At 71.6% G+C, this 21,375-nt stretch carries 12 protein-coding genes; 3 read left to right on the top strand and 9 right to left on the bottom strand.

What is annotated here, in order from left to right; genetic code table 11:
- The first annotated feature begins 91 nt into the window (after positions 1-91).
- Positions 92-1,825: a cellulose binding domain-containing protein gene (locus V6U82_RS25365; protein WP_128138666.1), complete on the top strand. Its 1,734-nt coding sequence runs from the start codon at positions 92-94 to the stop codon at positions 1,823-1,825.
- Between the two features lie 60 nt (positions 1,826-1,885).
- Here V6U82_RS25365 and V6U82_RS25360 read toward each other — a convergent pair whose 3' ends face one another.
- Entirely contained in the window at positions 1,886-3,451 is a 1,566-nt protein-coding gene (locus tag V6U82_RS25360; protein WP_334465148.1) for a pectate lyase family protein, read from the bottom strand.
- A 330-nt stretch (positions 3,452-3,781) separates the two neighbouring features.
- Here V6U82_RS25360 and V6U82_RS25355 point away from each other — a divergent pair, with 330 nt between their 5' ends.
- On the top strand, positions 3,782-4,996 hold the full coding sequence (locus V6U82_RS25355; protein WP_334465146.1) for a hypothetical protein: 1,215 nt from the start codon (positions 3,782-3,784) through the stop codon (positions 4,994-4,996).
- On the opposite strand, the gene V6U82_RS25350 is transcribed toward V6U82_RS25355, so the two are convergent.
- Positions 4,934-5,929 carry a DMT family transporter gene (locus tag V6U82_RS25350; RefSeq protein ID WP_334465142.1) on the bottom strand — a complete coding sequence of 332 codons (996 nt, stop codon included), beginning with the start codon at positions 5,927-5,929 and terminating at the stop codon, positions 4,934-4,936. The genes V6U82_RS25355 and V6U82_RS25350 overlap by 63 nt on opposite strands.
- A 40-nt stretch (positions 5,930-5,969) precedes the next feature.
- On the opposite strand from V6U82_RS25350, the gene V6U82_RS25345 reads away from it, so the two are divergent.
- The gene (locus V6U82_RS25345) at positions 5,970-7,361 is read left to right on the top strand and encodes an aminotransferase-like domain-containing protein (protein ID WP_334465140.1); all 1,392 of its coding nucleotides are present in this window, start codon (positions 5,970-5,972) and stop codon (positions 7,359-7,361) included.
- 265 nt (positions 7,362-7,626) lie between these two features.
- On the opposite strand, the gene V6U82_RS25340 is transcribed toward V6U82_RS25345, so the two are convergent.
- The 7 genes from V6U82_RS25340 to V6U82_RS25310 form a co-directional block, all read right to left on the bottom strand.
- Complete coding sequence (locus V6U82_RS25340) at positions 7,627-11,913, bottom strand: discoidin domain-containing protein (protein ID WP_334465138.1); 4,287 nt, start codon at positions 11,911-11,913, stop codon at positions 7,627-7,629.
- 97 nt (positions 11,914-12,010) lie between these two features.
- Positions 12,011-14,884 carry a discoidin domain-containing protein gene (locus V6U82_RS25335; protein WP_334465136.1) on the bottom strand — a complete coding sequence of 958 codons (2,874 nt, stop codon included), beginning with the start codon at positions 14,882-14,884 and terminating at the stop codon, positions 12,011-12,013.
- 151 nt (positions 14,885-15,035) lie between these two features.
- Entirely contained in the window at positions 15,036-16,661 is a 1,626-nt protein-coding gene (locus V6U82_RS25330; protein WP_334465164.1) for a glycoside hydrolase family 13 protein, read from the bottom strand.
- An 84-nt stretch (positions 16,662-16,745) separates the two neighbouring features.
- Positions 16,746-17,633: a carbohydrate ABC transporter permease gene (locus tag V6U82_RS25325; RefSeq protein ID WP_128137582.1), complete on the bottom strand. Its 888-nt coding sequence runs from the start codon at positions 17,631-17,633 to the stop codon at positions 16,746-16,748.
- Between the two features lie 3 nt (positions 17,634-17,636).
- Positions 17,637-18,596: a carbohydrate ABC transporter permease gene (locus V6U82_RS25320; protein ID WP_128137581.1), complete on the bottom strand. Its 960-nt coding sequence runs from the start codon at positions 18,594-18,596 to the stop codon at positions 17,637-17,639.
- 60 nt (positions 18,597-18,656) lie between these two features.
- Complete coding sequence (locus V6U82_RS25315; RefSeq protein ID WP_334465133.1) at positions 18,657-20,033, bottom strand: ABC transporter substrate-binding protein; 1,377 nt, start codon at positions 20,031-20,033, stop codon at positions 18,657-18,659.
- 295 nt (positions 20,034-20,328) lie between these two features.
- A complete protein-coding gene (locus V6U82_RS25310) occupies positions 20,329-21,330 on the bottom strand; it encodes a LacI family DNA-binding transcriptional regulator (RefSeq protein ID WP_013286147.1) in 1,002 nt (333 codons plus the stop codon).
- Positions 21,331-21,375 lie beyond the last annotated feature (45 nt).

Below are 21,375 nucleotides of genomic sequence, written 5' to 3'. Positions count from 1 at the left end.
AACTCCGGCGGCGACTACGGCCTCCTGCCCTACCGGCCCGGACTGCTCACGCTCCAGCGCTGATCCGGCCGATCGAGGAGAGAGAGGTCCGATGAGAAGGCACCAGACGACCCGTACCGCGGTGTTGTCGGCCGGGGCCGTCCTGCTGGCGTCGACGGCGGTGGCCGCGGCGCTGCCGGCCGGGGCGGCGGCCGCCGGCTGCGCGGTCACCTACGCCGTGTCGTCGCAGTGGCAGGGCGGCTTCGGCGCGAACGTCACGGTCACCAACCTCGGCGACCCGGTCAACGGCTGGACGCTCACCTGGTCCTACGCCGCCGGTCAGACGGTCACCCAGGCGTGGAACGCCACCGTGACGCAGAGCGGGGCGGCGGTCAGCGCCCGCAACGTCGACTACAACGGGTCCATCCCCACGAACGGCAGCACGTCGTTCGGCTTCAACGGGGCCTGGACCGGCAGCAACCCCGCGCCGACCAGCTTCGCGCTCAACGGGGTGACCTGCACCGGTGGCACGACACCGACGACGTCGCCGTCCACGTCACCGTCCACCTCGCCGACGAGTTCGCCGACCAGCTCACCCAGCAGCCCGCCGCCCACCGGGGCGGCGGACATCACGGTCAACACCGCCAGCCGCTACCAGACCATCGACGGGTTCGGCGCCGCCGTGTCGATCTGGGGCGGCGCGTGGTCGACGGCGGAGACGCAGACCCTCGTCGGGCTCGGCCCCAACCAGCTCGGCCTGTCCATCGTGCGTACCGGCGTCTCGCCGGTGTCCGGCGAGTGGGGAACTCAGGTCAGCGCGCTGCGGACGGCGAAGTCGTACGGGTCGAACGTGAAGATCATGGCGTCGCCGTGGACCGCCCCGGCAGCCTGGAAGACGAACAACAGCCGGATCAACGGCGGCAAGCTGCGCACCGACTACTACGACGACTACGCCGGCCACCTCAACAGCTACGTCCAGTACATGCGCAACCAGGGCGTAACGATCGACGTCACCTCCGTGCAGAACGAGCCGGACTGGCACCCGGACTACGACTCGATGGACTGGAGCGGCACCGAGCTGCAGACGTTCGTGCGGGAGCAGGGCGCCAAGGTGCAGAACACGAAGCTGATGGTCGCCGAGGCGGTGAACCTGAACTACGGCTACACCGACCCGACGCTCAACGACGCGGCGGCCCGCAACAACATCGGCTACATCGGCGGTCACCTCTACGGCACCGAGGCGTCCGGTCGACTGAAGCCGTACACGCTGGCGCAGCAGTACAACAAGCCGGTGTGGATGACCGAGTGGAACCTGCACGAGGCCGACGGCGGCGGCTCGAACATCTGGGGCAACCCGGCCAACGCCACGGTCTGGAACGAGACGCTCGACGACATCATGCGCACCGTGCACAAGTCGATGGAGTCGAACTGGAGCGCGTACGTCTGGTGGTACGGCAAGCGCTACTACTCGTTCATCGGTGACGGGGAGTCCGCGTACGGCACCGTGGCGGGCGCGCCGCTCAAGCGCGGGTACGCGTTCTCGCAGTACGCGAAGTACGTGCGGCCCGGCTACCAGCGGGTCGCCCTGACCAAGAGCTCGAAGGCCTCCCCGCTGGAGGTGACCGCCTACTCCGGCGACGGGAAGGTCACGCTGGTGATCCTCAACCGGTCCACGAGCGCGGTGAACAACGCGGTCATCCAGGCGCCGCAGAACGTCAGCCGGGCGGAGTACGTGGCCACGTCGCAGAACGCCAGCGCGGCGAGCCAGCCGGTGGGCGTGAACGGCAACCAGGTGACGGTGAACGTCGGCGCGCGGAGCATCTCCACGGTCGTGCTCACCCTCTGACCGGGGGCGCGCACGAGGGCGGGGGCGGCCGGATCGGCCGCCCCCGCTCGTGTGTGACCGCTAACTGGCGTACGTCTCGAACTCGCCGACTCTCGGCGTACCGCCGGAGCTGTTGATCTTGAAGTTGATCTTCTTCAGCGACGTCGCGCCGAAGGTGATCTGGCCGGCCCCGCTGCCGGAGGCGAGCACCGCCCCGGTGTCGTTGTTGACGAGCTGCCACGACCCGATCGAACCCGAGGTGCCCGACGGCTCGCGGATGACCACGCGGGACACCGTGGTGGCCGAGCCCCACTTGATCGAGACGGTGCCGGTCGACCCGGACGGCGACCAGTACGTGCTCAGGTTGCCGTCGCGCACGTTGCCGTAGCTGGTGCCGTCGGCCTTGCTGGACCCGTCCGCGCCGGCCCCGGAGACCAGGCTCAGGTTGGTCCCGCCGGACGGCGGCGGGGCGGTCGTCCCGGGCGGCGGCGTGGTGGGTGCGGGCGTGGTCGGCCCCGGCGTGGTCGGGGCCGGGGACTGCGGAGTGCAGTTGCCGTCGGACACCCGCAGGCCGGTGTTGGCGCCCGCCGTCTGCCGCACGATGTCCGGCACGCAGCTCGCCGCGTCGAGCCGGTACGAGTACGGGACGCTCACCGTGGTCGTGGACGTCACGTTCGGACCCGCCGGGTAGTTGTCGCTCCCGGGCGAGGACCAGGTCACGTTGTCGAAGATGTTGCCGCTGACCTGCCACGTGCCGCGTTCGCTGGTGTAGAACGTGCCGAGCACGTCCTTGGAGTTGCGGAAGTAGTTGTTGTCCACCTTGGCCCGCGCGCCGGCCCGGGAGTTGATGCCCGACTCGTGCAGCCCGTTGTAGTGGTTGTTGAACATGTGGGCGATGCCGCCGCGCAGCAACGGCGTACGGGAGTCGATGTTCTCGTACAGGTTGTGCTCGAACGTGATGTAGCCGTTGCCGCGGTCGCTCTCGCTGGACCCGATGAGGCCGCCGCGGCCGGAGTTGCGCAGGATGCTGTACGACAGCGTCACGTACTGGGTGTCGTCCTTCATGTCGAACAGGCCGTCGTAGCCCTCGGACTCCCCGCCGGACGCCTCCAGCGTGACGTGGTCCACCCACACGTTGCGGACGCTGCTCTCCATGCCGATCGCGTCGCCGCCGTTGGAGGTGGGCGAGCCCGACTTCTTGACGTTCCGCACCGTCACGTTGCGGATGATGATGTTGCGGGAGTCGCGGATGTGGATGCCGAGCTGGTCGAAGACGGCACCGCTGCCCACGCCGATGATGGTGACGTTGCTGATCTGCTTCAGCTCGATCACGCCGTCGGCGGTGTTGCAGCTCGATCCGGAGACCTTGCTGGTGTTGCCGTGGTTGATGGTCCCGGTCACCTCGATGATGATCGGGGTGCTGCTGCTGGCCCGGCCGCACAGCGCGGCGTGGATGGCGGTGCCGGTGGTGGCGCGTACGGTCTGCCCGCCCGCGCCGCCGGTAGTGCCGCCGTTCTGGGTGGCGTAGCCGGTGGCGCTGCCGGCCGCCGCCGACGCCTGCGGGGACGGCAGCACCACGGCGACGGCGATCCCCACGACCGCCGTGGCCAGTGCCGCGTGGAGTCGCAGCACGACTGGTCTTCTCATGTCGCCTCATTCCTTTTTCGAGCATGCGGGAATTGCCGCCGAGCAGCGGCAGTCACCGAATGGGAATAATGAGGAGCCGCGACGCGATCAGGCGCGTCGCCGGCGAATGTCGTTCATCTGCGATGCCCGGCCCGCATATGAAACATCGATGTAACGCAATCGTATGAAAGCGCTTTCCAAGAAGGCAAGGGCTGGCGTTTGCAGGTTTTTTGCACTGCTCGGGGCGTCGCGCGCGAGGGACGGCGCCTTGACGGGATGTGGGATCGGTGGTTGCCTGCACGTCACCCTGAGATCGAAGTCTGTCTACTTCCCGCCCCCACGAGGAGCGCCATGCCCCGTCCCCGCACGAGCCGCCCGCTGACAGTGGTCGCCGGCGCGATCGCCGCCGTCCTGGCCGTCTCGCCGGCACCCGCCGCACCCCTGTCGGAACCGGCAGCGACCGGCAACACGTGGCACGCCGACCTCACCGTCGTCGACGCCGACGACGTCAACGTCCGCTGGTCCGGCGCCGGACTGCGCCTCGCCGGCGCGGAGAGCCGACCGGCCGCGCAGCGCCGGCACGCGGCCGAGGGCATGCTCGTCACCGCACCCCACCCGCTCGCCGTACCGGCCAACCGGGTCCGGGCCGACATCGCCGCGACCTCCGGCCGGGACGGCGCCGTCGAGGTGGCGGCGCGCGGCTGGCGGTCGGGCGCGTGGACCGAGTGGCGGTCCGTGTCCGGCGAGGCCGTCTTCGACCAGCCGGTCACCCGGGTGCAGATCCGGGTCGCCCTCACCGCCGAACGGCCGACCGCCACGCCCACCCTGCGCACGGTCCGGCTCGTCGCCGACTCGGTCGCCGCCGTCACGGCCGCCACCCCGGGCCTCACCTACCGGGTGTACGCCACCCGCGAGGGCCTGGTCGGCGGCACCACCGCCAACGGGCACGTGATCGTCTCGCGGGACCACTTCGTCGCGCTGCCGTCGGCCCGTGGCCTCGCACCGAAGAACACCGGCGACTACACCGTGCGGGTCTGCACCACCACCCGGAGCCGCTGCGAGTACGCGCCGGTCTGGGACATCGGGCCGTGGAACACCAGGGACGACTACTGGAATCCCAGCAGCACCCGGGAGATGTGGAAGGACCTGCCGCAGGGCCGGCTCGAGGCGCAGGCCGCGTACCAGAGCGGCTACAACGGCGGCCGGGACCAGTTCGGGCGCGTGGTGGGCAGCCCGGCCGGCATCGACCTCGCCGACGGCACGTTCTGGGACGGTCTGCTGCTGACCGACAACGCCTGGGTCGACGTCGCCTACCTCTGGACCGGCACCGGCACCCGGGGCCGGATCGGCAGCGGCCCGCTCAACATCCGCTCCGGCCCCGGCACGAGCAACCCCGTCGTCGGCCTGGCCGCCACCTACGCCAACGTGCCGATCGAGTGCTCGGTCGTCGGCCAGTCGGTGAGCGGCCCGTACCGGACCACCACCCAGTGGAACCGCCTCGCGTCAGGACACTTCGTCAGCCACGCGTACGTCTCCGGCGTGACCGGCACCATCGCGGCCTGCTGAGGACGGCCCGCCCGGGGCGGGCCGGTCCGCTGAGGACGGCCCGCCCGGGGCACGCGCCGGTGTCGCGCCGCCCCGGGTGCGCTGGATGAGCACGACGCAGGCGAGCACCGCGCCCGCCACCACCAGCGAGCCGGGCGTGACCGCCTCGCCCAGCAGCACTGCCGACCAGAACAGCGTGAGCACCGGCTGGACGAGCTGGATCTGGCCGACCTTGGCGATGCCGCCCCGGGCCAGCCCCGCGTACCAGGCGAAGAAGCCGAGGAACATCGACACCACCGTGAGGTAGCCGAACCCGGCCCAGGCGGCGGCGCCGCCCTGCGGAGGGTGGACGGCAGCGGCCACCGCCGTGACCGGCACGGTGACCGGGAGCGACAGCAGCAGCGCCCAGCAGATCGTCCGGGCGCCGCCGAGTTCGCGGGCCAGCCGGCCGCCCTCGGCGTACCCGAGGCCGCAGAGCACCACGGCGGCGAGCAGGAACAGGTCGGCGAACGACAGCGCGCCGCGCATCGAGCCGCCGGCGGCGAGGAAGGCGAGCACCAGCGCCAGCCCGGCGGCACCGGCGATCCAGAACAGCGGCGGCGGCCGTTCGCCCGCGCGCAGCACCGCGAACACGGCGGTCATGGCGGGCAGCACGGTGACGACCACCGCGCCGTGCGCTGATGTCTGCGTGGTGAGCGCCAGCGAGGTGAACAGCGGGAACCCGACCACGACGCCGAGCGCGACGATCGACAGCCCTCGCCACTGGTCCCGGGTGGGGCGCGGCGCGCCGGTCAGCCGCAGGTAGCCCCACGCGAGCAGCGCCGCCCCGACCGCCCGTCCGAACGCGACGAACCAGGGATCGAGTGTGTGCACCGCGACGCGGGTGGCCGGCAGCGACATGCTGAAGGCCAGCACACCCAGCGTGCCGAGGGCGACCCCGGCGCCCGGTCTCACCGTTACCGTCGTCGTAGTAGTAGTGCTACTCTTTACCGTCATGAATGATGGTAGCGCTATCGACCGTGTGGTCCGGCATCTGGGTGCGCTGGCTGCCGACGCTACTCCCGGCACGCGGCTGCCGTCGGTACGGGAACTGACCGCGCACCATCACGTCTCCCCCGTGACAGTCGCCGAGGCGACCCGGCGGCTCGTCGCGGACGGGCTGGTGGAGACGCGGCCGGGCCGTGGCGCGTACGTGGCGGCCCGGCGCACCGGACCGCCGCTGGCGGACCTGTCGTGGCAGACAGTCGCGCTGGGCTCGCGGCGGGGCGGCGAGGAGGAGATGCAGGCGCTACTGGCGTTGCCGCCCTCCGGCGCGATCCCGCTGACCGGAGGCTACCTGGACCCGGACCTCCAGCCGGCCGCCGCACTCGGTCCGGCACTCGCCCGCGCGGCCCGGCAACCCGCCGCCTGGCAGCGCGGCCCGGTCGAGGGGCGCCTCGACCTGCGCGCCTGGTTCGCCCGCGAGGCGGGCGGCGGCCTGCGCGCCGACGACATGGTGATCTGCCCGGGCGGTCAGGCCGCGCTCTCCTCCACGCTGCGGGCGCTCACCATCCCCGGCGACACGATCCTGGTCGAGTCCCCCACCTACCTGGGCGCGCTCGCCGCCGCGCGCGCCGCCGGGCTGCGGGTGGTGCCCGTCCCCGCCGACGCCGACGGGGTACGCCCCGACCAGCTCGCGGCCGCGTTCGCCCGTACCGGCGCCCGCCTGTTCTACTGCCAGCCGCTGTACGCCAACCCGCACGGCGCGACGCTCTCCCCCGCCCGGCGCGCCCAGGTCGCCGACGCCGTTCGCGAGGCCGGAGCGTTCCTGGTCGAGGACGACTACGCCCGCGACCTCACCATCGACGGCGAAGCCCCGCCTCCGCTGGCCGCCGACGACCCGGACGGCCACGTCGTCCACCTGCGCTCGCTCACCAAGTCGACGGCGCCCGGCCTGCGGATCGCCGCGATCGGCGCGCGCGGACCGGCCGGGGCGCGGCTGCGCGCCGCCCGCCTGCTCGACGACCTCTTCGTCGCCGGGCCGCTGCAACAGGCGGCGCTGGAGTTCCTCACCGCGCCGGCGTGGGACCGGCACCGCCGTACGCTGCGCCGCGAGCTGCGGGCCCGCCGGGAGGCGCTGCTCGCGGCGCTGGACCGGCACCTGCCGTCGCTGGCACCGCGCGACGTCCCACGCGGTGGCCTGCACCTGTGGGTACGGCTGCCCGACGGCACCGACGACGTCGCGGTGACAGCGGCGGCCGCCGCGGCGGGCGTCGCCGTCTTCCCCGGCCGCCCCTGGTACGCCGCAGAACCCCCCGCCCCGCACCTGCGCCTGACCTACGCCGCCGCCCCGCCCGACCAGATGGACGAGGCCATCCGCCGCCTCTCCACCACCCTCTCCCACTGACCACGGCGACGGCTCACACCGCCGTCGATCTTGGACTTGTGGTGCCACATCTTGTCGGCTTCGCCCGCTATCAGAGGTGCCACAACTCCAAGATCGGCGTTCGGCCCGCCCCGGCCCCCGCCCCGGCCCCCGCCCCGCCCCGCCCCGCCCCGCCCCGCCCCGCGATCTTGCAGTTCGGTGCCCCTCATTCCAGGAGTAATCCGGCATCGCGGGGGCCGAAAGTGCAAGATCGCGGGGGTGGGAGAGGGCGTGGCGGGGACGGAGGTCAGTTGCGGGTGATGGTGAAGGTTGTCGTGGTGTTCTTGATGTCCTGGGCGTTGTCGGTCAGCCGGAGGTTGGTGAAGGTCGCCGCGCCGACCGCGGGGCCCTGACCCGCCTCGGGCATCTCGTTGACCCAGATGCCGAAGCCGGACTTCGCGTCGAACGCGTCACCGCTGCGCCGCGCACCGGAGATCGACACGTTCGTCAGCACCGTGTCGGTGATCGGGTTCTCCGGCTGGCTGCCGTTGTACTTGGTCTGGAACATGATTCCCGAGTAGGTCGGATCGACGATGTCCACGTCGCTCACCCGGATGCCACGGAACTCCTTCGACGCCGAGAACAACCACATCGCCGGGAACGTCTGCGCGCCCCAGAAGTGGCCGCCGGAGCGGATCAGCGAGATGTTCTCGAACCGGGTGGGCGGGCTGGCGCCGAACCCGACGAACGGGTAGCCGAAGTCCAGCGAGCTGATCGTGATGCCCGAGTACGTGAGCTGGTCGGCGATGTAGAGGTTGCGGAACACGTTGTCGTACCCGCCGTACACCGCCAGCCCCGCCGCCCGCCAGGTCAGCGTGGCGGTCAGGTTCTCGAACACGTTGCCGTGGTTGCCGCCGGAGCCGCCCTGGTCGGTGGCGGAGAACAGCGCGAACGCATCGTCGCCGTTGGACCGGCCCTCCGAGTTGGTGACCAGGTTGTTCGTGCTGCCGTTGGTCATGTTCACCGCGTCGGCGAAGGTGTTGCGGAACCGGCTGTCCCGGATGGTCAGCCCATCCACGCTCACCCCCCAGTACGCGCAGACGGTGTGCTCCACCCAGACGTTGTCCAGGGTCAGGTCGTCCACGTCCTTCAGCTCGCCCCACACCTTGCCGGGACCGTCGATCCGGTTGGTGTAGTTGCCGAAGAACGCCAGGTGGGCGAACGTCGACCCGCTCGCCGAGGACTCGACCCGGAAACCCGCGTCGGTGTTCTGCTGGTTGCGCGGCGTCTGGAACCGGGTGTACCACATGCCGGCGCCGACGACCTTCACCGCCTTGCCGTACACCTGGAACTTCTGCGCCGTCTCGTACGTGCCGGCGGGCAGGTAGACGCCGACCAGGGTGCCGGTGGTGTCCATCCGTACCGCGTCCAGCGCGTTCTGCACGTCGGCGTGGCTGAACCCGGTGGGCACCTTGTAGCGGGCCGGGTCGGGGTTGGCACGCGGCGACACCAGTTCGGTGTCGACGAAGTCGATCGCGTACGTGGTGCTGTTCGCCGGGTCCTTCTGGAGCCGGATCCGGCTGCCCGCCGGGACCGTGGTGTCGAGCAGCACGTTCGCCTCGTCGTACAGGTGCCGGGGGGCACCGGCGCTCGGTGAGTCGCTCGGCCCGGCTTCGGCGCCGTAGAGCCAGATGTGCTTGGAGGTGAGGCTCATCGGCTTGTGCAGCACGCCGTTGACGTAGACGTTGATGGTCGAGTCGATCCCGCCGCCGCCCGGGGCGTCCGGGATGGAGAAGCGGGCGACCAGGGCGTTCGCGGCCGACCGGGTGGTCCACTCGACGTACGCGCCGGTGGTGTTGAGCGTGACCCCACGGCGGCCGGACGCCTCCCCGGCGAGGTCGCCGATGGTGCGGTTCGGGCCGATCACCTGCGCGCCGCCGCCGGTCGTACCGTCCTCGGCCTCGTACGCGTCGTACGGCAGGTTCGCCCCGCGGCCGACGAACAGCGCCCGGTCGCTGGTGTTGTTCTGCCGCTTCACCGGCAGTTCGTTGGCGTCGTCGGCGAGCACCACCCGCACCGTGTACCGGCCGTTGGCGGCGGTCCAGGTGCCCAGCGACACCGGGCCGGCGGTGGCCCCGGCCGCGATCGTGCCGCTGTACGAGCCGGTGAGCGTACGGACCACCGTGCCGGACTGGTCGCGGACCGTCAGCGTGATGCCGTGCGCGCCGCCGGCCGACGCGATCGTGCCCTGGTTGCGCAGCGTCACCGCGAAGGAGACGGCGGCGCCGGCGCTCGGCGTGCCGGGTGACCAGGTGACGGCGGACGCGACCAGGTCGGAGCTGGCAACCGGGCTGACGGTCAGCGCGGTCGGGCTGGTGTACGAGTTGTTCGCCTCGTTCTGCTCGATCACCGCGTTCGACTCGTCGACCTTCGCGGTGACCTGGTAGCTGCCGGCGTCGCGTACGCCGATGTTCGCCGAGACGGTGCTCGACGCGCCCGCGGCGAGCGCGCCGACGGCGGCGGTGCCGACCTTCGTCGTACCCAGGTAGAGGGTGACGGCGGTGGCCGCGGAGGCCGCGGTGCCGGCGTTGCGCACGGTGGCGGACAGCGTGATCGCGTCGGTCTCCACCGGCGTGGACGGCGACACGGTGACGGCCGTGACGGTGAGGTCCGGGTTCGGTGCCGGCACGCCGATGACCTGGAGTTCGGCGACCTGCCCGTTGGAGGAGCCGGAGTTCGCGGCGAACTGGAGCCGCACGTCGGCGGCGGTCGCGGAGACCGGGACGGTCACCGTGTTGGCGCTGTTCGGGTTGAAGGAGTACGTCGCGGAACCGGCCAGGCTGGTGAACCCGGACGCGGACTGTTCCCGGCCGAGCACCTGGAACGTCTGGGTGCGCGCGCCCCACGCCGGGTCCGGGTTGAGCTTCACCACCACCGCGCTGATGCTGGCGTTGGCGCCGAGCGCGACGGTGAGCGTGCTCGGGTACGCGCCGGGCGCACCCTCCCAGTACGTGGTGACGTCGTTGTCGACGGCGTTGGCGGCGGCGAACACGTGCACCATCGACGACGCGGTGGCGGGCTTGCCGACCGCCAGGTTCGTGCCGCCGGTGCCGCTGCCGGTACGGGTGACGGTGTTGCTGTTCGCCGACACGTTCCCGGCCGCGTCGCGGGCCCGGACGTGGTACGAGACGGTGGCGCTGTCCGGCTGGCTGTCGGTGTAGGCGAGCGTGGAGCCGCTGACTGTGGTGCGCAGCGTGCCGTTGGCGTACACCTCGTAGCCGGTGACGCCCACGTTGTCGGTGGACGCGGTCCAGGTGAGCCGGATCTGCCCGCCCGCCGGCTGCGTGTAGGCCAGGTTGCCGGGCGCTGTCGGTGCGACCGTGTCCCCGGTGTTGCCGGTACGGGTCACCGTGTTGCTGTTCGTCGACACGTTCCCGGCCGCGTCCCGCGCCCGCACGTAGTAGGAGACGGTGGTCCCGGCCGGCTGGGTGTCGGTGTACGTGAGCGTGGTGCCGCCGACGCTCGTGCGCAGCACGCCGTCGGCGTACACGTCGTAACCGGTGACGCCGACGTTGTCGGTGGACGCGGTCCAGGTCAGTCGCACCTGGTCGGTGGCGGGCTCGGTGAACGCGAGGTTGCCCGGCGCGCTCGGCGCCTGGGTGTCACCGGTGGCCGGTCCGTAGATCTCCAGCTCGGCGAGCTGGCCGGCGGGCCAGGCGCTGTTCGCGGTGAACAGCAGCCGCAGGTAGCGGGTGGACGCGGTGGGCACGGTGACCGTCACCGTGTTGCCGCCGCCCGGGTCGAACGCGTACGCGGCGGAGGCGACGAGCGTGCCGAACGTGGAGCCGTTCGTGCTGCCCTGCACGGTGATCGTCTGGGTGCGTGCGCCCCAGCCGGACGGCAGCCGCAGCACGAGCCGGTTGACGCTGGTGGGGGCGCCCAGGTCGGCCTGGATCCACTGCGGGAACGCGTTGTTCGGGCTCTCCCAGTAGGTGGCCGCGTTGCCGTCGTTGGCGTTGCCCGCGCCGTACACGTCGGCGTGGCCGCTCTCGGTCATGGCCCGGCCGAGCGCCAGGTTGGTCGAGGAGGTGGCCGCGCCGTACACCTCCAGCTCGGCGAGCTGCGCGGCGGCCCAGCCGGTGTTCGCGGTGATCACGACCCGCAGGTAGCGGGTGTTCGTGGCGGTGAAGCCGAGCGTCACGGTGTTGCCGGTGGCCGGACTGAACGAACGGCCCGCCGCGGCGACGACTGTGGTGAAGCCGCTGCCGTCGGCGCTTGCCTGCACGGACAGCGTCTGGGTTCGCGCCTCCCAGGCGGCCGGGAGCTTCAGCACGACCTGGTCGACGGCGCGGCTGGTGTCGAGGTCGACCTGCGCCCACTGGGGCAGCGCGCCGCTGCTCTCCCAGTAGCTGCCCTGGTTGCCGTCGGTCAGGTTGGCCGCGACGTAGGGACCGTTGACGCTGCTGGCGGTGGCGGTGCGTCCGGCGGCGAGGTTCGGGCCGCCGGCGGCGAGGGCCGGTGGGGCCGGGGCCGCGGTGACGGCCAGGCCGACCGCGGCGAGCACCGCGACGATTCGGGTACGGAATCTGGACATGGTGGACGGACACCTTCTTCCCGGGGGAGGTGGAGAGGCGTTCGGGGTGGGGGTGCGGTGCCGCGGCGGGGACCGGGATGGTCCCCGCCGCGCCGGGTCAGGAGGCGTACACCTCGAACTCGGACAGCTGACCGGCCGGCCAGCCGGTGTTGCCGGTGAAGGTCAGCCGCACGAAGCGGCGCTCCCCGGCGGGCAGCGTGATCGACACGCTGTTGCCGCCCGCCGGGTCGAACGTGTAGCCCGCCGCCGCCTTCAGGGTCGAGAACGACGAGCCGTCGGTGGAGCCGAGCACCGACACGGTCTGGGTGCGGGTCTGCCAGGCCGCCGACGGGGGCAGCTTCAGCACCACCCGGGAGACCGGCCGGGCGCTGCCCAGGTCGACAGTCACCGACTGGGGGAAGGCGTTGCCGGCGCTCTCCCAGTAGGTGTTCGCGTTGCCGTCGACGGTGTTGGCGGCGCCGTACACGTCGGCGTGGCTGGTCTCCGCGACCGGACGGCCCGCCGCCAGGTTCCCGGCCGGCGGCGCGGTGGTGGGCGGCGGTGTCGTGGCGGGCGGCGGCGTGGTCGTGCCGCCGCCGTACACCTCCAGCTCGGCGAGCTGGCCCGCCGGCCAGCCGGTGTTGCCGGTGACGGTGACCCGGACGAACCGCCGGTCGCCGGACGGCAGCGCGATCGACACGGTGTTGCCCGCGGCCGGGTTGAAGACGCGGCCCGCCGACGCGGCGAGCGTGCTGTACGAGGAGCCGTCGGTGGAGCCGAGCACCGACAGCGTCTGGGTGCGCCGTTCCCAGCCGGGCGGGAGCTTGAGCACCACCCGGTCGACGGTGCGGGACGCGCCGAGGTCGACGGTGAGCGACTGCGGGAACGCGTTGTTGGCGCTCTCCCAGTAGCTGGCGGCGTTGCCGTCGACGGCGTTGCCGGCGGCGTACGTCTGGGTGGTGCTGGTGGCGGTCGCCGGGCGGCCCAGGGCCAGGTTCCCACCGGTTGGCGGCGGCGTGGTCGGCGGCGCGGTGGTGGGTGGCGCGGTCGTCGGCGGTGCGGTGGTGGGCGGCGGCGGGCTGGTGGGCGGCGGGCTGGACGGGCCGTTGCCCCACTGCGGCTGCGGCCACGGCCCGCAGTACGGGGTGGGCGTGTACCAGCCGGAGTTGCCGGTGCCCTGGGTGATCTGGAAGCCGCTGCCGACGCAGTTGTGGATCGGGTTGGCCTGGGCGATGCCGGTGGCCCGCACGTTGGAGAACCGGACCTGGCTGGGCGCCTGCACCTGGAGCGCGTACGTGCCCGCGCCGTCGATGCGCACGTTGTCGAACGAGATGCCGCTGGTCTGCCCCTCGATCCAGTGCAGCGCCGCGTACGAGCTGTCCAGGATGTCGGTGTCGGTGACGGCGATCGTGGCGCCCTGGATCGGCTCGTTGAGCGCGGAGAACCAGATCGCGCCCACCCCGAACTGCCAGTTGTAGTCGGAGTTGCCGTTGCGGATCAGCGTGTTGCGGGCGACCGTGATCGTCCCGGCCACGGCGGTCGGCCCGGTGACGCCCGGATAGCGGTTCGCCACGTGGATGCCGCCGCCGTTGGTGACCGAGTCGGCGGTGACGTTGTCCGCGATGGTGATGTCCCGCCCGCCGTAGGTGACCAGGTGGTTGGCCAGGATCGTCACGCCGATGGTGTTGCGGGTGAAGGAGTTGCCGACGTTGGGCACGCTCTGCGCCCACATGGCCAGCGCGTCGTCGCCGGTGTTGCGGACGAACGTGTTGGTCACAGTGGAGTTGGTGACGCCCCAGTGGAAGTTCACCCCGTCGGCGGTCTGGTCGAGGATGCGGCTGTTGCGGATGGTGAAGTTGTCCATCGGCCCGTCCATCCAGGCGCCGACCTTGGTGTGCTGCAACCACAGGTTGTCCACCACCGAGTTCGTCATCGCGCCGCCGATGGCGTTCACCTGGTCCTCGTCCACCCGTTCCCGGATGTCGCCGATGATCGCGAAGTCCCGCAGCGTGACGTTGCGGCTGGGCCCGCCGGCCTCGTGCGGGCGGATCTCACCGGAGTAGCCGCCGCCCGGCACGTACTTGCCGTAGATGCCGGCGGCCCGTTTGCGGTCGGTGGGGTGCCGGCCGCCGAGCACCGAGTACCAGGGGCCGGCGCCGCGCAGCGTCACGCCGTCGACCACCACGTGATCCCAGAGCGTGAACGTGCCGGCCGGGATCCACACCGCCCGGCCCTGCGCCCTGCCGGCGTCCACGGCGGCCTGGAACTTCGCCGTCGAGTCGGTGGCGCCGGTCGGGTCCGCGCCGAAGTCGGTGACCACGTCCAGCACGCCGGACGGTTTGCTGATCGGCGCCCCGACCAGCTCGAAATCGGCCAGGTCGATGGTGAAGGTGGGCGACTGGGCGGTCGAGGAGACCTGGAGGCGGATCTTCGTGCCGGCCGGGTAGGTGGCGCCGAACATGGCCCGGGTCTCGTCGTAGAAGTGGTGCGGGTTGGTGTCGCCCGGGTTGTTGTTGAACGGGTAGCCGCCGTAGTACCAGCCGTACCGGGAGGTGACCGGCACGGCCTTGACCAGGGTGCCGTTGGCGCGCAGGTCGATGGTGGCGTCCCGGCCGGTGCCGGCGGCGTTGTCCGGGAGGCTGTACCGGAACGTGACCGCGTTCGCCGGGGCGGTGAGCGTGAACTCGACGTACTCGCCGACGGCGTCGAGGGTGACCGCCTCCCGGCCGGACGCCTCGGACGGCAGCGTGCCGTACCGCCGGTCGGGGCCGATCCTCGTGCCGGTGTGTGCGGCCTGCTCGGCCTCCTGCTCCCGGAACGGCACAGTGGCGCCGCGTCCGGTGATGTCGAACGGGGACAGCCCGGCGGCGCGCGCCGGGGTGGCGGTCGTGGTGAGCGCCACGACGACGAGTGTCGAGGCGGCGAGCGCGGCGGCGGCCAGGGCGGCCACGCCTGTGGTGCGGTGGCGGTGCGCGGTGCGGTGCTCGGCCATGCGGGGCGTACTCCCTTTCGTCGGTGCCGGATCCCCCGTGCGGCGTTGCCTCTCCTTCCTCCTCCCCAGGTGTGCGGCGTGGTGGCGGCCGGGACGGGCCGCCGGGTGTTTCGGCGGCGCCGGCGGCGGGACGGGGCCGCCGGCGCCGCGGTCAGACCGATCGGGTACGCAGCCAGACCGCGGTGTCCGGTGGCAGCCGGTCGTCGTCGAGTGGGCCGCTGGCGAGCAGCAGCTCGTCGTGCGCGGGCAGCGGAACGGCCGCGCCGCCGAGGTTGACCAGGCAGGTGAAGCCGGGTTCGCGGGCGAACGCGAGCACCCCGTGCGATGCGGGCAGCCAGGTCAGCGTGCCGTCGCCGAGCGCGGGTTCGGCGCGGCGCAGCGTCAGCGCGGCCCGGTACAGCTCCAGCATCGAGTGCGGGTCGCCGGTCTGGGCGCGGACCGTGCGGTCCTTCCAGTCGGCCGGTTGCGGCAGCCACGGCGCGGCGCTCGCGCCGTCGGGGCTGAACCCGAACGGCGGGGTGTCGCCCTGCCAGGGCAGCGGCACCCGGCAGCCGTCGCGGCCCGGGTCGACCCGCCCGGACCGCTCCCACATCGGGTCCTGCCGCAGCTCGTACGGGATGTCCTCGACCTCCCAGAGGCCCAGCTCCTCACCCTGGTACACGTAGGCGGCGCCGGGCAGCGCGAGCGACAGCAGCGCGGCGGCGCGGGCCCGGCGGGTGCCCAGTTCCAGGTCGGTGGGGATGCCCTCGCGCTTGGCGGCGAAGCTGAACCGGGTGTCCGCGCGGCCGTACCGGGTGACGTGGCGGGTGACGTCGTGGTTGGACAGCACCCAGGTGGCCGGCGCGCCGACCGGGGCGTGAGCGCCGAGCGTGCCGTCGATGCTCTCCCGCAGCGCCGTGGCGTCCCAGGCGCAGCCGAGGAAGTCGAAGTTGAACGCGGTGTGCAGCTCGTCCGGGCGCAGGTAGTTCGCGAACCGCTGCCGGTCGGGCAGCCACACCTCGCCGACGAGCGCCCGGCCGCCCGGGTAGGAGTCGGCGATGCGCCGCCACGCGCGGTAGACGTCGTGCACGCCGTCCTGGTCGCGGAACGGGTGCGGCCGGTCCGGGTGGACCTCGGGCAGCGTGCCGTCCTTGACCAGCAGACCGGCCGAGTCGATGCGGATGCCGTCCACGCCCCGGTCGAACCAGAAGCGCAGGATGTCCTCGAACTCGGCGCGGACCCGGGGGTGGTCCCAGTTGAAGTCGGGTTGCTGCGGGGCGAACAGGTGCAGGTACCAGTCGCCGGGGGTGCCGTCCGGGTCGGTGGTGCGGGTCCAGGTCGGTCCGCCGAACTCGCCGGTCCAGTCGGTGGGCGGCAGGTCGCCTCCCGGTCCCCGCCCGGTGCGGAACCAGAACAGATCCCGCTCGGGCGCGGCCGGTCCGCCGGCGAGCGCGGCCTGGAACCACGGATGCGCGTCGGAGCAGTGGTTGGGCACCACGTCGACGATGGTCCGGATGCCGAGCGCGTGCGCCTCGTCGATCAGCGCCTCCACCTCGGCGAGCGTGCCGAAGACCGGGTCGATGTCGCGGTAGTCGGACACGTCGTAGCCGGCGTCGGCCATCGGCGACGGGTACCAGGGGCTGAACCAGATCGCGTCGACGCCGAGCGCGGCGAGGTGATCCAGGCGGGACCGGATACCGGCGACGTCGCCGATCCCGTCCCCGTCGCCGTCGGCGAAGCTGCGCGGATAGACCTGGTAGATCACCGCGGAGCGCCACCACGGGCTGTTGTCGGCCATGGACACGGGCACCTGCTTTCTGCGGGGTCGGTTCTGCGGCGGCGGGCTCGCGGCCGGTCGCCGGCTCACGGCGGCGGCGCCCGGTCAGCCCTTGAGGCCGCCGGTGGTCAGGCCGGACATGATGTTGCGCTGGAAGATCAGGAACAGCACGACGGTGGGGATCGCGGCGATCACCGACGCGGCGATGACCACGTTCATCGGGGTGCCGCCGGCGAAGGCGTAGATGCCGACGCTGACGGTCCGCGTCTCCGGTGACGGCATGACCAGCTTCGGCCAGAGGAAGTCCTTCCAGACCGCCGTCACCGCGAAGATCGCCACCACGCCGAGGATCGGACGGGACATCGGCAGGACGATGGACCAGAGCGTGCGCAGCGGCGAGGCGCCGTCCATCACGGCGGCGGCCATCAGGTCCTCCGGGATGGAGTCGAAGAACCGTTTCAGCAGGAAGATGTTGAACGCGTTCGCCACCAGCGGCAGCCAGATCGCGAACGGCGAGTCGAGCAGGTTGACGTGCACGATCGGCAGGTCGATCACCGTGACGTACTGCGGGACGATCAGCACCATCGCCGGGATCATCAGCGTCGCCAGCATCATGCCGAGGATCAGCCTGCCCAGCACCGGGCGCAGCTTCGACAGCGCGTACGCCGCGGCGGTGTCGAACACGAGCTGGAACAGCACCGCGCCGGTCGCGTAGTAGAACGTGTTGAACAGCAGCTTCGCGAGATCCAGGTTGGTCCAGGCGTCGACGTAGTTGCCCGGCTGCGGGTCGCGCGGGAACAGCGTCGGCGGTGTCTGGGCGATCTCCTGGCCGGACTTCAGCGCGCCCGTGACCATCCAGTACAGCGGGCCGAGGAACACCAGCGTGAACCCGGCCACGACCACGGAGAGCACGGCCCAGTAGAGGACGCGGCCGCGACCGCGGCGCAGCTGGGCGTGGGAGATGAGGGTACGGGTGGTGGCGTCGGCGGCCATGTCCTAGTCCTGTCTCGCGGTCAGTCGCAGGTAGACGGCGGAGAACCCGGCCAGCACCACCAGCATGATCACGCCGAGCGCGGCGGCACCGTTGAGGTCGTTCTGGAAGAACCCGTGCTGGTAGATCAGGTATGCCACGGAGGTCGCCGAGTCCTGCGTACCGGCGCCGTTGGCGAGGATCAGCGGCTCGATGAACAGCTGCATGGTGGCGACGATCTGGAGCATCGCCAGCAGCGCCAGGATCAGCCGGGTCTGCGGCACGGTGACGTGCCGGATGCGCCGCCACACCCCGGCGCCGTCGATCTCGGCGGCCTCGTACAGCTCGCCGGGGATGTTCTGCAACGCGGCCAGGTAGATCAGCACGGCGCCGCCCATGTTCATCCAGGTCGACGCGATCACCATGGCCGGCATCGTCATCGTGGGCGACTGCATCCACTCCGACGTGGGCAGTCCCAGCGCGGTGAGGATCGCGTTGAACAGGCCCGCCTCGCTCGGGTCGTACGCGTAGAACTTGAACAGGAACAGCGCGGACGCCGGCGGCAGCATCACCGGCAGGTAGACCAGCACCCGCAGGTAGCCCTTCGCGTGGCGCAGCTCGTTGAGCAGGATCGCCACCACGAACGGCACCGCGTAGCCGAGCACCAGCGCCAGGCCGGTGAAGACGAAGGTGTTCTTCCAGGCGGTCCAGAAGCTCGGATCGGCGATGATCCGGCTGTAGTTGTCCCAGCCGACCCAGGTGGTCTCGCCCCTGCGGGTGCGCTGGAAGCTCATCACGACGCCGCGGACCATCGGGTACCAGGAGAAGACGGCGAAGCAGACGACAGCGCCGATGAGGAACGTGTGCCCGGTGAGGTTGTCCCGGACCTTGCGGCCGAGACCGGCGCGGCGTCCGGCGGTACGCGACGACGGCGGCGCGACGGGGCCGGGACGGCGGGTGGCACCGGGGGCGGCGGTGAGCGCCAAGGCGACTCCTGTGGTGCTCGGGGAGGTGGGGCCGGTGCGCCGGCCCCACCTCCGGTGGGGTCAGCTCTGCGCGGCCAGCAGCTGGTTGACCTTGTCTTCGGCGGTCTTGAGCAGCGCGTCGATGTTCGCGTTCGGGTTGGTCAGCACCCCGGACATCGCGGCGTCGAGCACCGCGTAGATCGCCTGCGCGTTGCGCGGCTCCCCCTTGATCGGCACCGGGTTCGCCTCGAAGACCGCGAAGTTGCTGGTGTCCACGTTCGCGTTGGCCTTGCGTAGCTCCAGTTCCTGCTTCTGGGCGTCGCTGCCGTTCGTGAACAGCAGCGGCTGGGGCAGGCCGACCGGGTAGTTCTGCGGCTTGGCGCGCACGTAGTCGAACTGGCCCTTACCAGGGGTGAGCTTCTGGTAGGCGAGCCACTTCAGACCGGCCTCGACCTGCTCCGGGCTCAGGCCCTTCTTGAAGAAGTAGCCCTCGCCGCCACCGAGCGTGGCCTTGGCCTGCCCGTCCTGGCCGGGCAGCGGGCCCATCGCCCAGTCCTGGTACTTGCCCTGGAACTGGCTGACGATCGCCTGGGTCGCGTCCGGGGCGCCGATGAACATGCCGACCTTGCCGGCGCCGGCGTTGGTGAGCAGGTCACCCCACTGGAGCAACTGCCGGGTGCCCATGCTGTTGTCGCCGTAGCGCATGTCCTTGAGGTTCTGCAGGACCTGCTTGCCCATGGCGTTGTTGAAGTCGGCCTTCTTGCCGTCGTCGCTGAGCACCTGGCCGCCCTGGGAGTAGAGCAGCGAGGTGAAGTGCCAGCCGCCGGTGTTGCCGGCGCTGTACTCGGCGTACCCGGCGATGCCGTCGCCGAGCGCGGCGATCTTCCTCGCCGCGGCCCGCACCTCGGGCCAGGTCTTCGGCGGGTTGTTCACGTCGAGCCCGGCCCGCTGGAACAGCGCCTTGTTGTAGATCAGGCCCATCGAGTAGTTCTTCACCGGTACGGCGTAGAGCTTGCCGCCGTCGGTGAAGACGTCCTTGAGCGCCGGGTCGACGCTGTCCCAGGTGGGGATGGTGTCCTTCGTGGCGTACCGGCCGATGTCCATCGCCTGGCCGGAGTCCAGCACCTGCTGGAGGTCGGTCATGTAGCCGTAGAACACGTCCGTGACGGTGCCGCCGGCCAGACGGGCGGTGAAGTCCGGCGGGTTGTTGCACTGCTCGCCGACGCTGACGCTCTTGACGACGATGTCCGGGTTCTGCCGCTGGAACTCGGCGACGTCGTCGTTCCAGTTCTTCAGCAGTTCCTTCTGCGCGCCGACCGGCTGGCAGTCGACGGTGATGGTGACCTTGCCGCCGGCGTCGCTGCTGTCGTCGCTCTTGGTGGAGCACGCCGCAAGGCTGAGCCCGAGGCCGGCCGCGAGCGTGAGCGCCGCGACCTTCCGATACTGCGGTACGGACATCTGTCCATCCCTTCGGGAACGGGTGTATCCATGGCCTTCACTGATGTGCGGTGACCGCGCGGCTGCCTGTGGTGGTGGAACGGCAACCGGCGCGCGCCCTGCCTCCGGAAACCGCGCCCCGGGTCAGGTGTGAGTGGAGTCACTGTAACGACGCGAACTGTCGACAGCAAGATGCCGACTCAACAACGCAAGAACACGACTTGGTCACGCAGATCGCGGAGTCGGTGTCACCTCGGGGAACGACGGCCGGCCCCGGGTCCTGGATGGACGCGGGGCGAGGCAGGAGAGGGTCGGGTCAGCGGCGGGGGGCGGGGGCGGTGGAGCCGCGTACCACCAGCTCAGGCTCGAACAGCAGCTCGTCGTGCAGCACGCCGGCGCCCTCGATCTGGGTCACCAGCAGGTCGACGGCGGCCTGGCCCATCGTCTCGATCGGCTGCCGCACCGTGGTCAGCGGCGGGTCGGTGCAGGTCATGAACGCCGAGTCGTCGAAACCGACCACCGACACGTCGGCCGGCACGGCGCAGCCCAGGCGGCGGGCGGCCCGGATGGTGCCCAGCGCCAGCACGTCGCTGGCGCAGACGATCCCGGTGGCGCCACGCTCGATCAGTTTCGTGGCGGCGACCCGCGCGCCCTCCATGGAGAAGCTGGACCGCTCCACCAGGGACCGGTCCTCGCCCCAGCCGGCCGCCCGGACCATGGCGTCGAGCTTGCGGCGCGAGGGCACGTGGTCGGCGGGGCCGAGCACCATGCCGATCCGCTCGTGACCGAGGGAGCGCAGGTGCCCGTACGCCTGCTCGACGGCGACCGCGTCGTCGGTGGACACCCGCGGGAAGCCCAGTTCCTCGACCCCGGCGTTCACCAGCACCACCGGCAGGCCCCGGTCGGTCAGGCGCCGGTAGTGCTCGTGCGAGGCGTCGGCCAGGGCGTACGAGCCGCCGGCGAAGATGACGCCGCTGACCTGGTGGTCGAGCAGCATCTCCACGTACCCGGACTCCGGCACGCCGCCGATGGTGCGGGCGCACAGCGCGGGGGTGAAGCCGCGCTGCGCGAGCGAGCCGGTGACCACCTCGGCCAGCGCCGGGAAGATCGGGTTCTGCAACTCCGGCAGCACCAGGCCGACCAGGCGGGCGCGCTCGCCGCGCAGCTTCGTCGGGCGCTCGTAACCGAGCACGTCGAGGGCGGTCAGCACGGCGGTCCGGGTCGCCTCGGACACGCCGCCGCGGCCGTTGAGCACCCGGCTCACGGTCGCCTCGCTGACACCCGCCTTGCGGGCCACCTCGGTCAGGCGCTTCGTCACGGCGGCAATCGTACGTCGGATTCTTGCAAGAAATGAACAGCCGGA

This window comes from Micromonospora sp. CPCC 205554 (genome assembly GCF_036902745.1).
GTDB lineage: Bacteria > Actinomycetota > Actinomycetes > Mycobacteriales > Micromonosporaceae > Micromonospora > Micromonospora tulbaghiae.
This window is presented reverse-complemented; position numbering and strand designations above follow the sequence as displayed.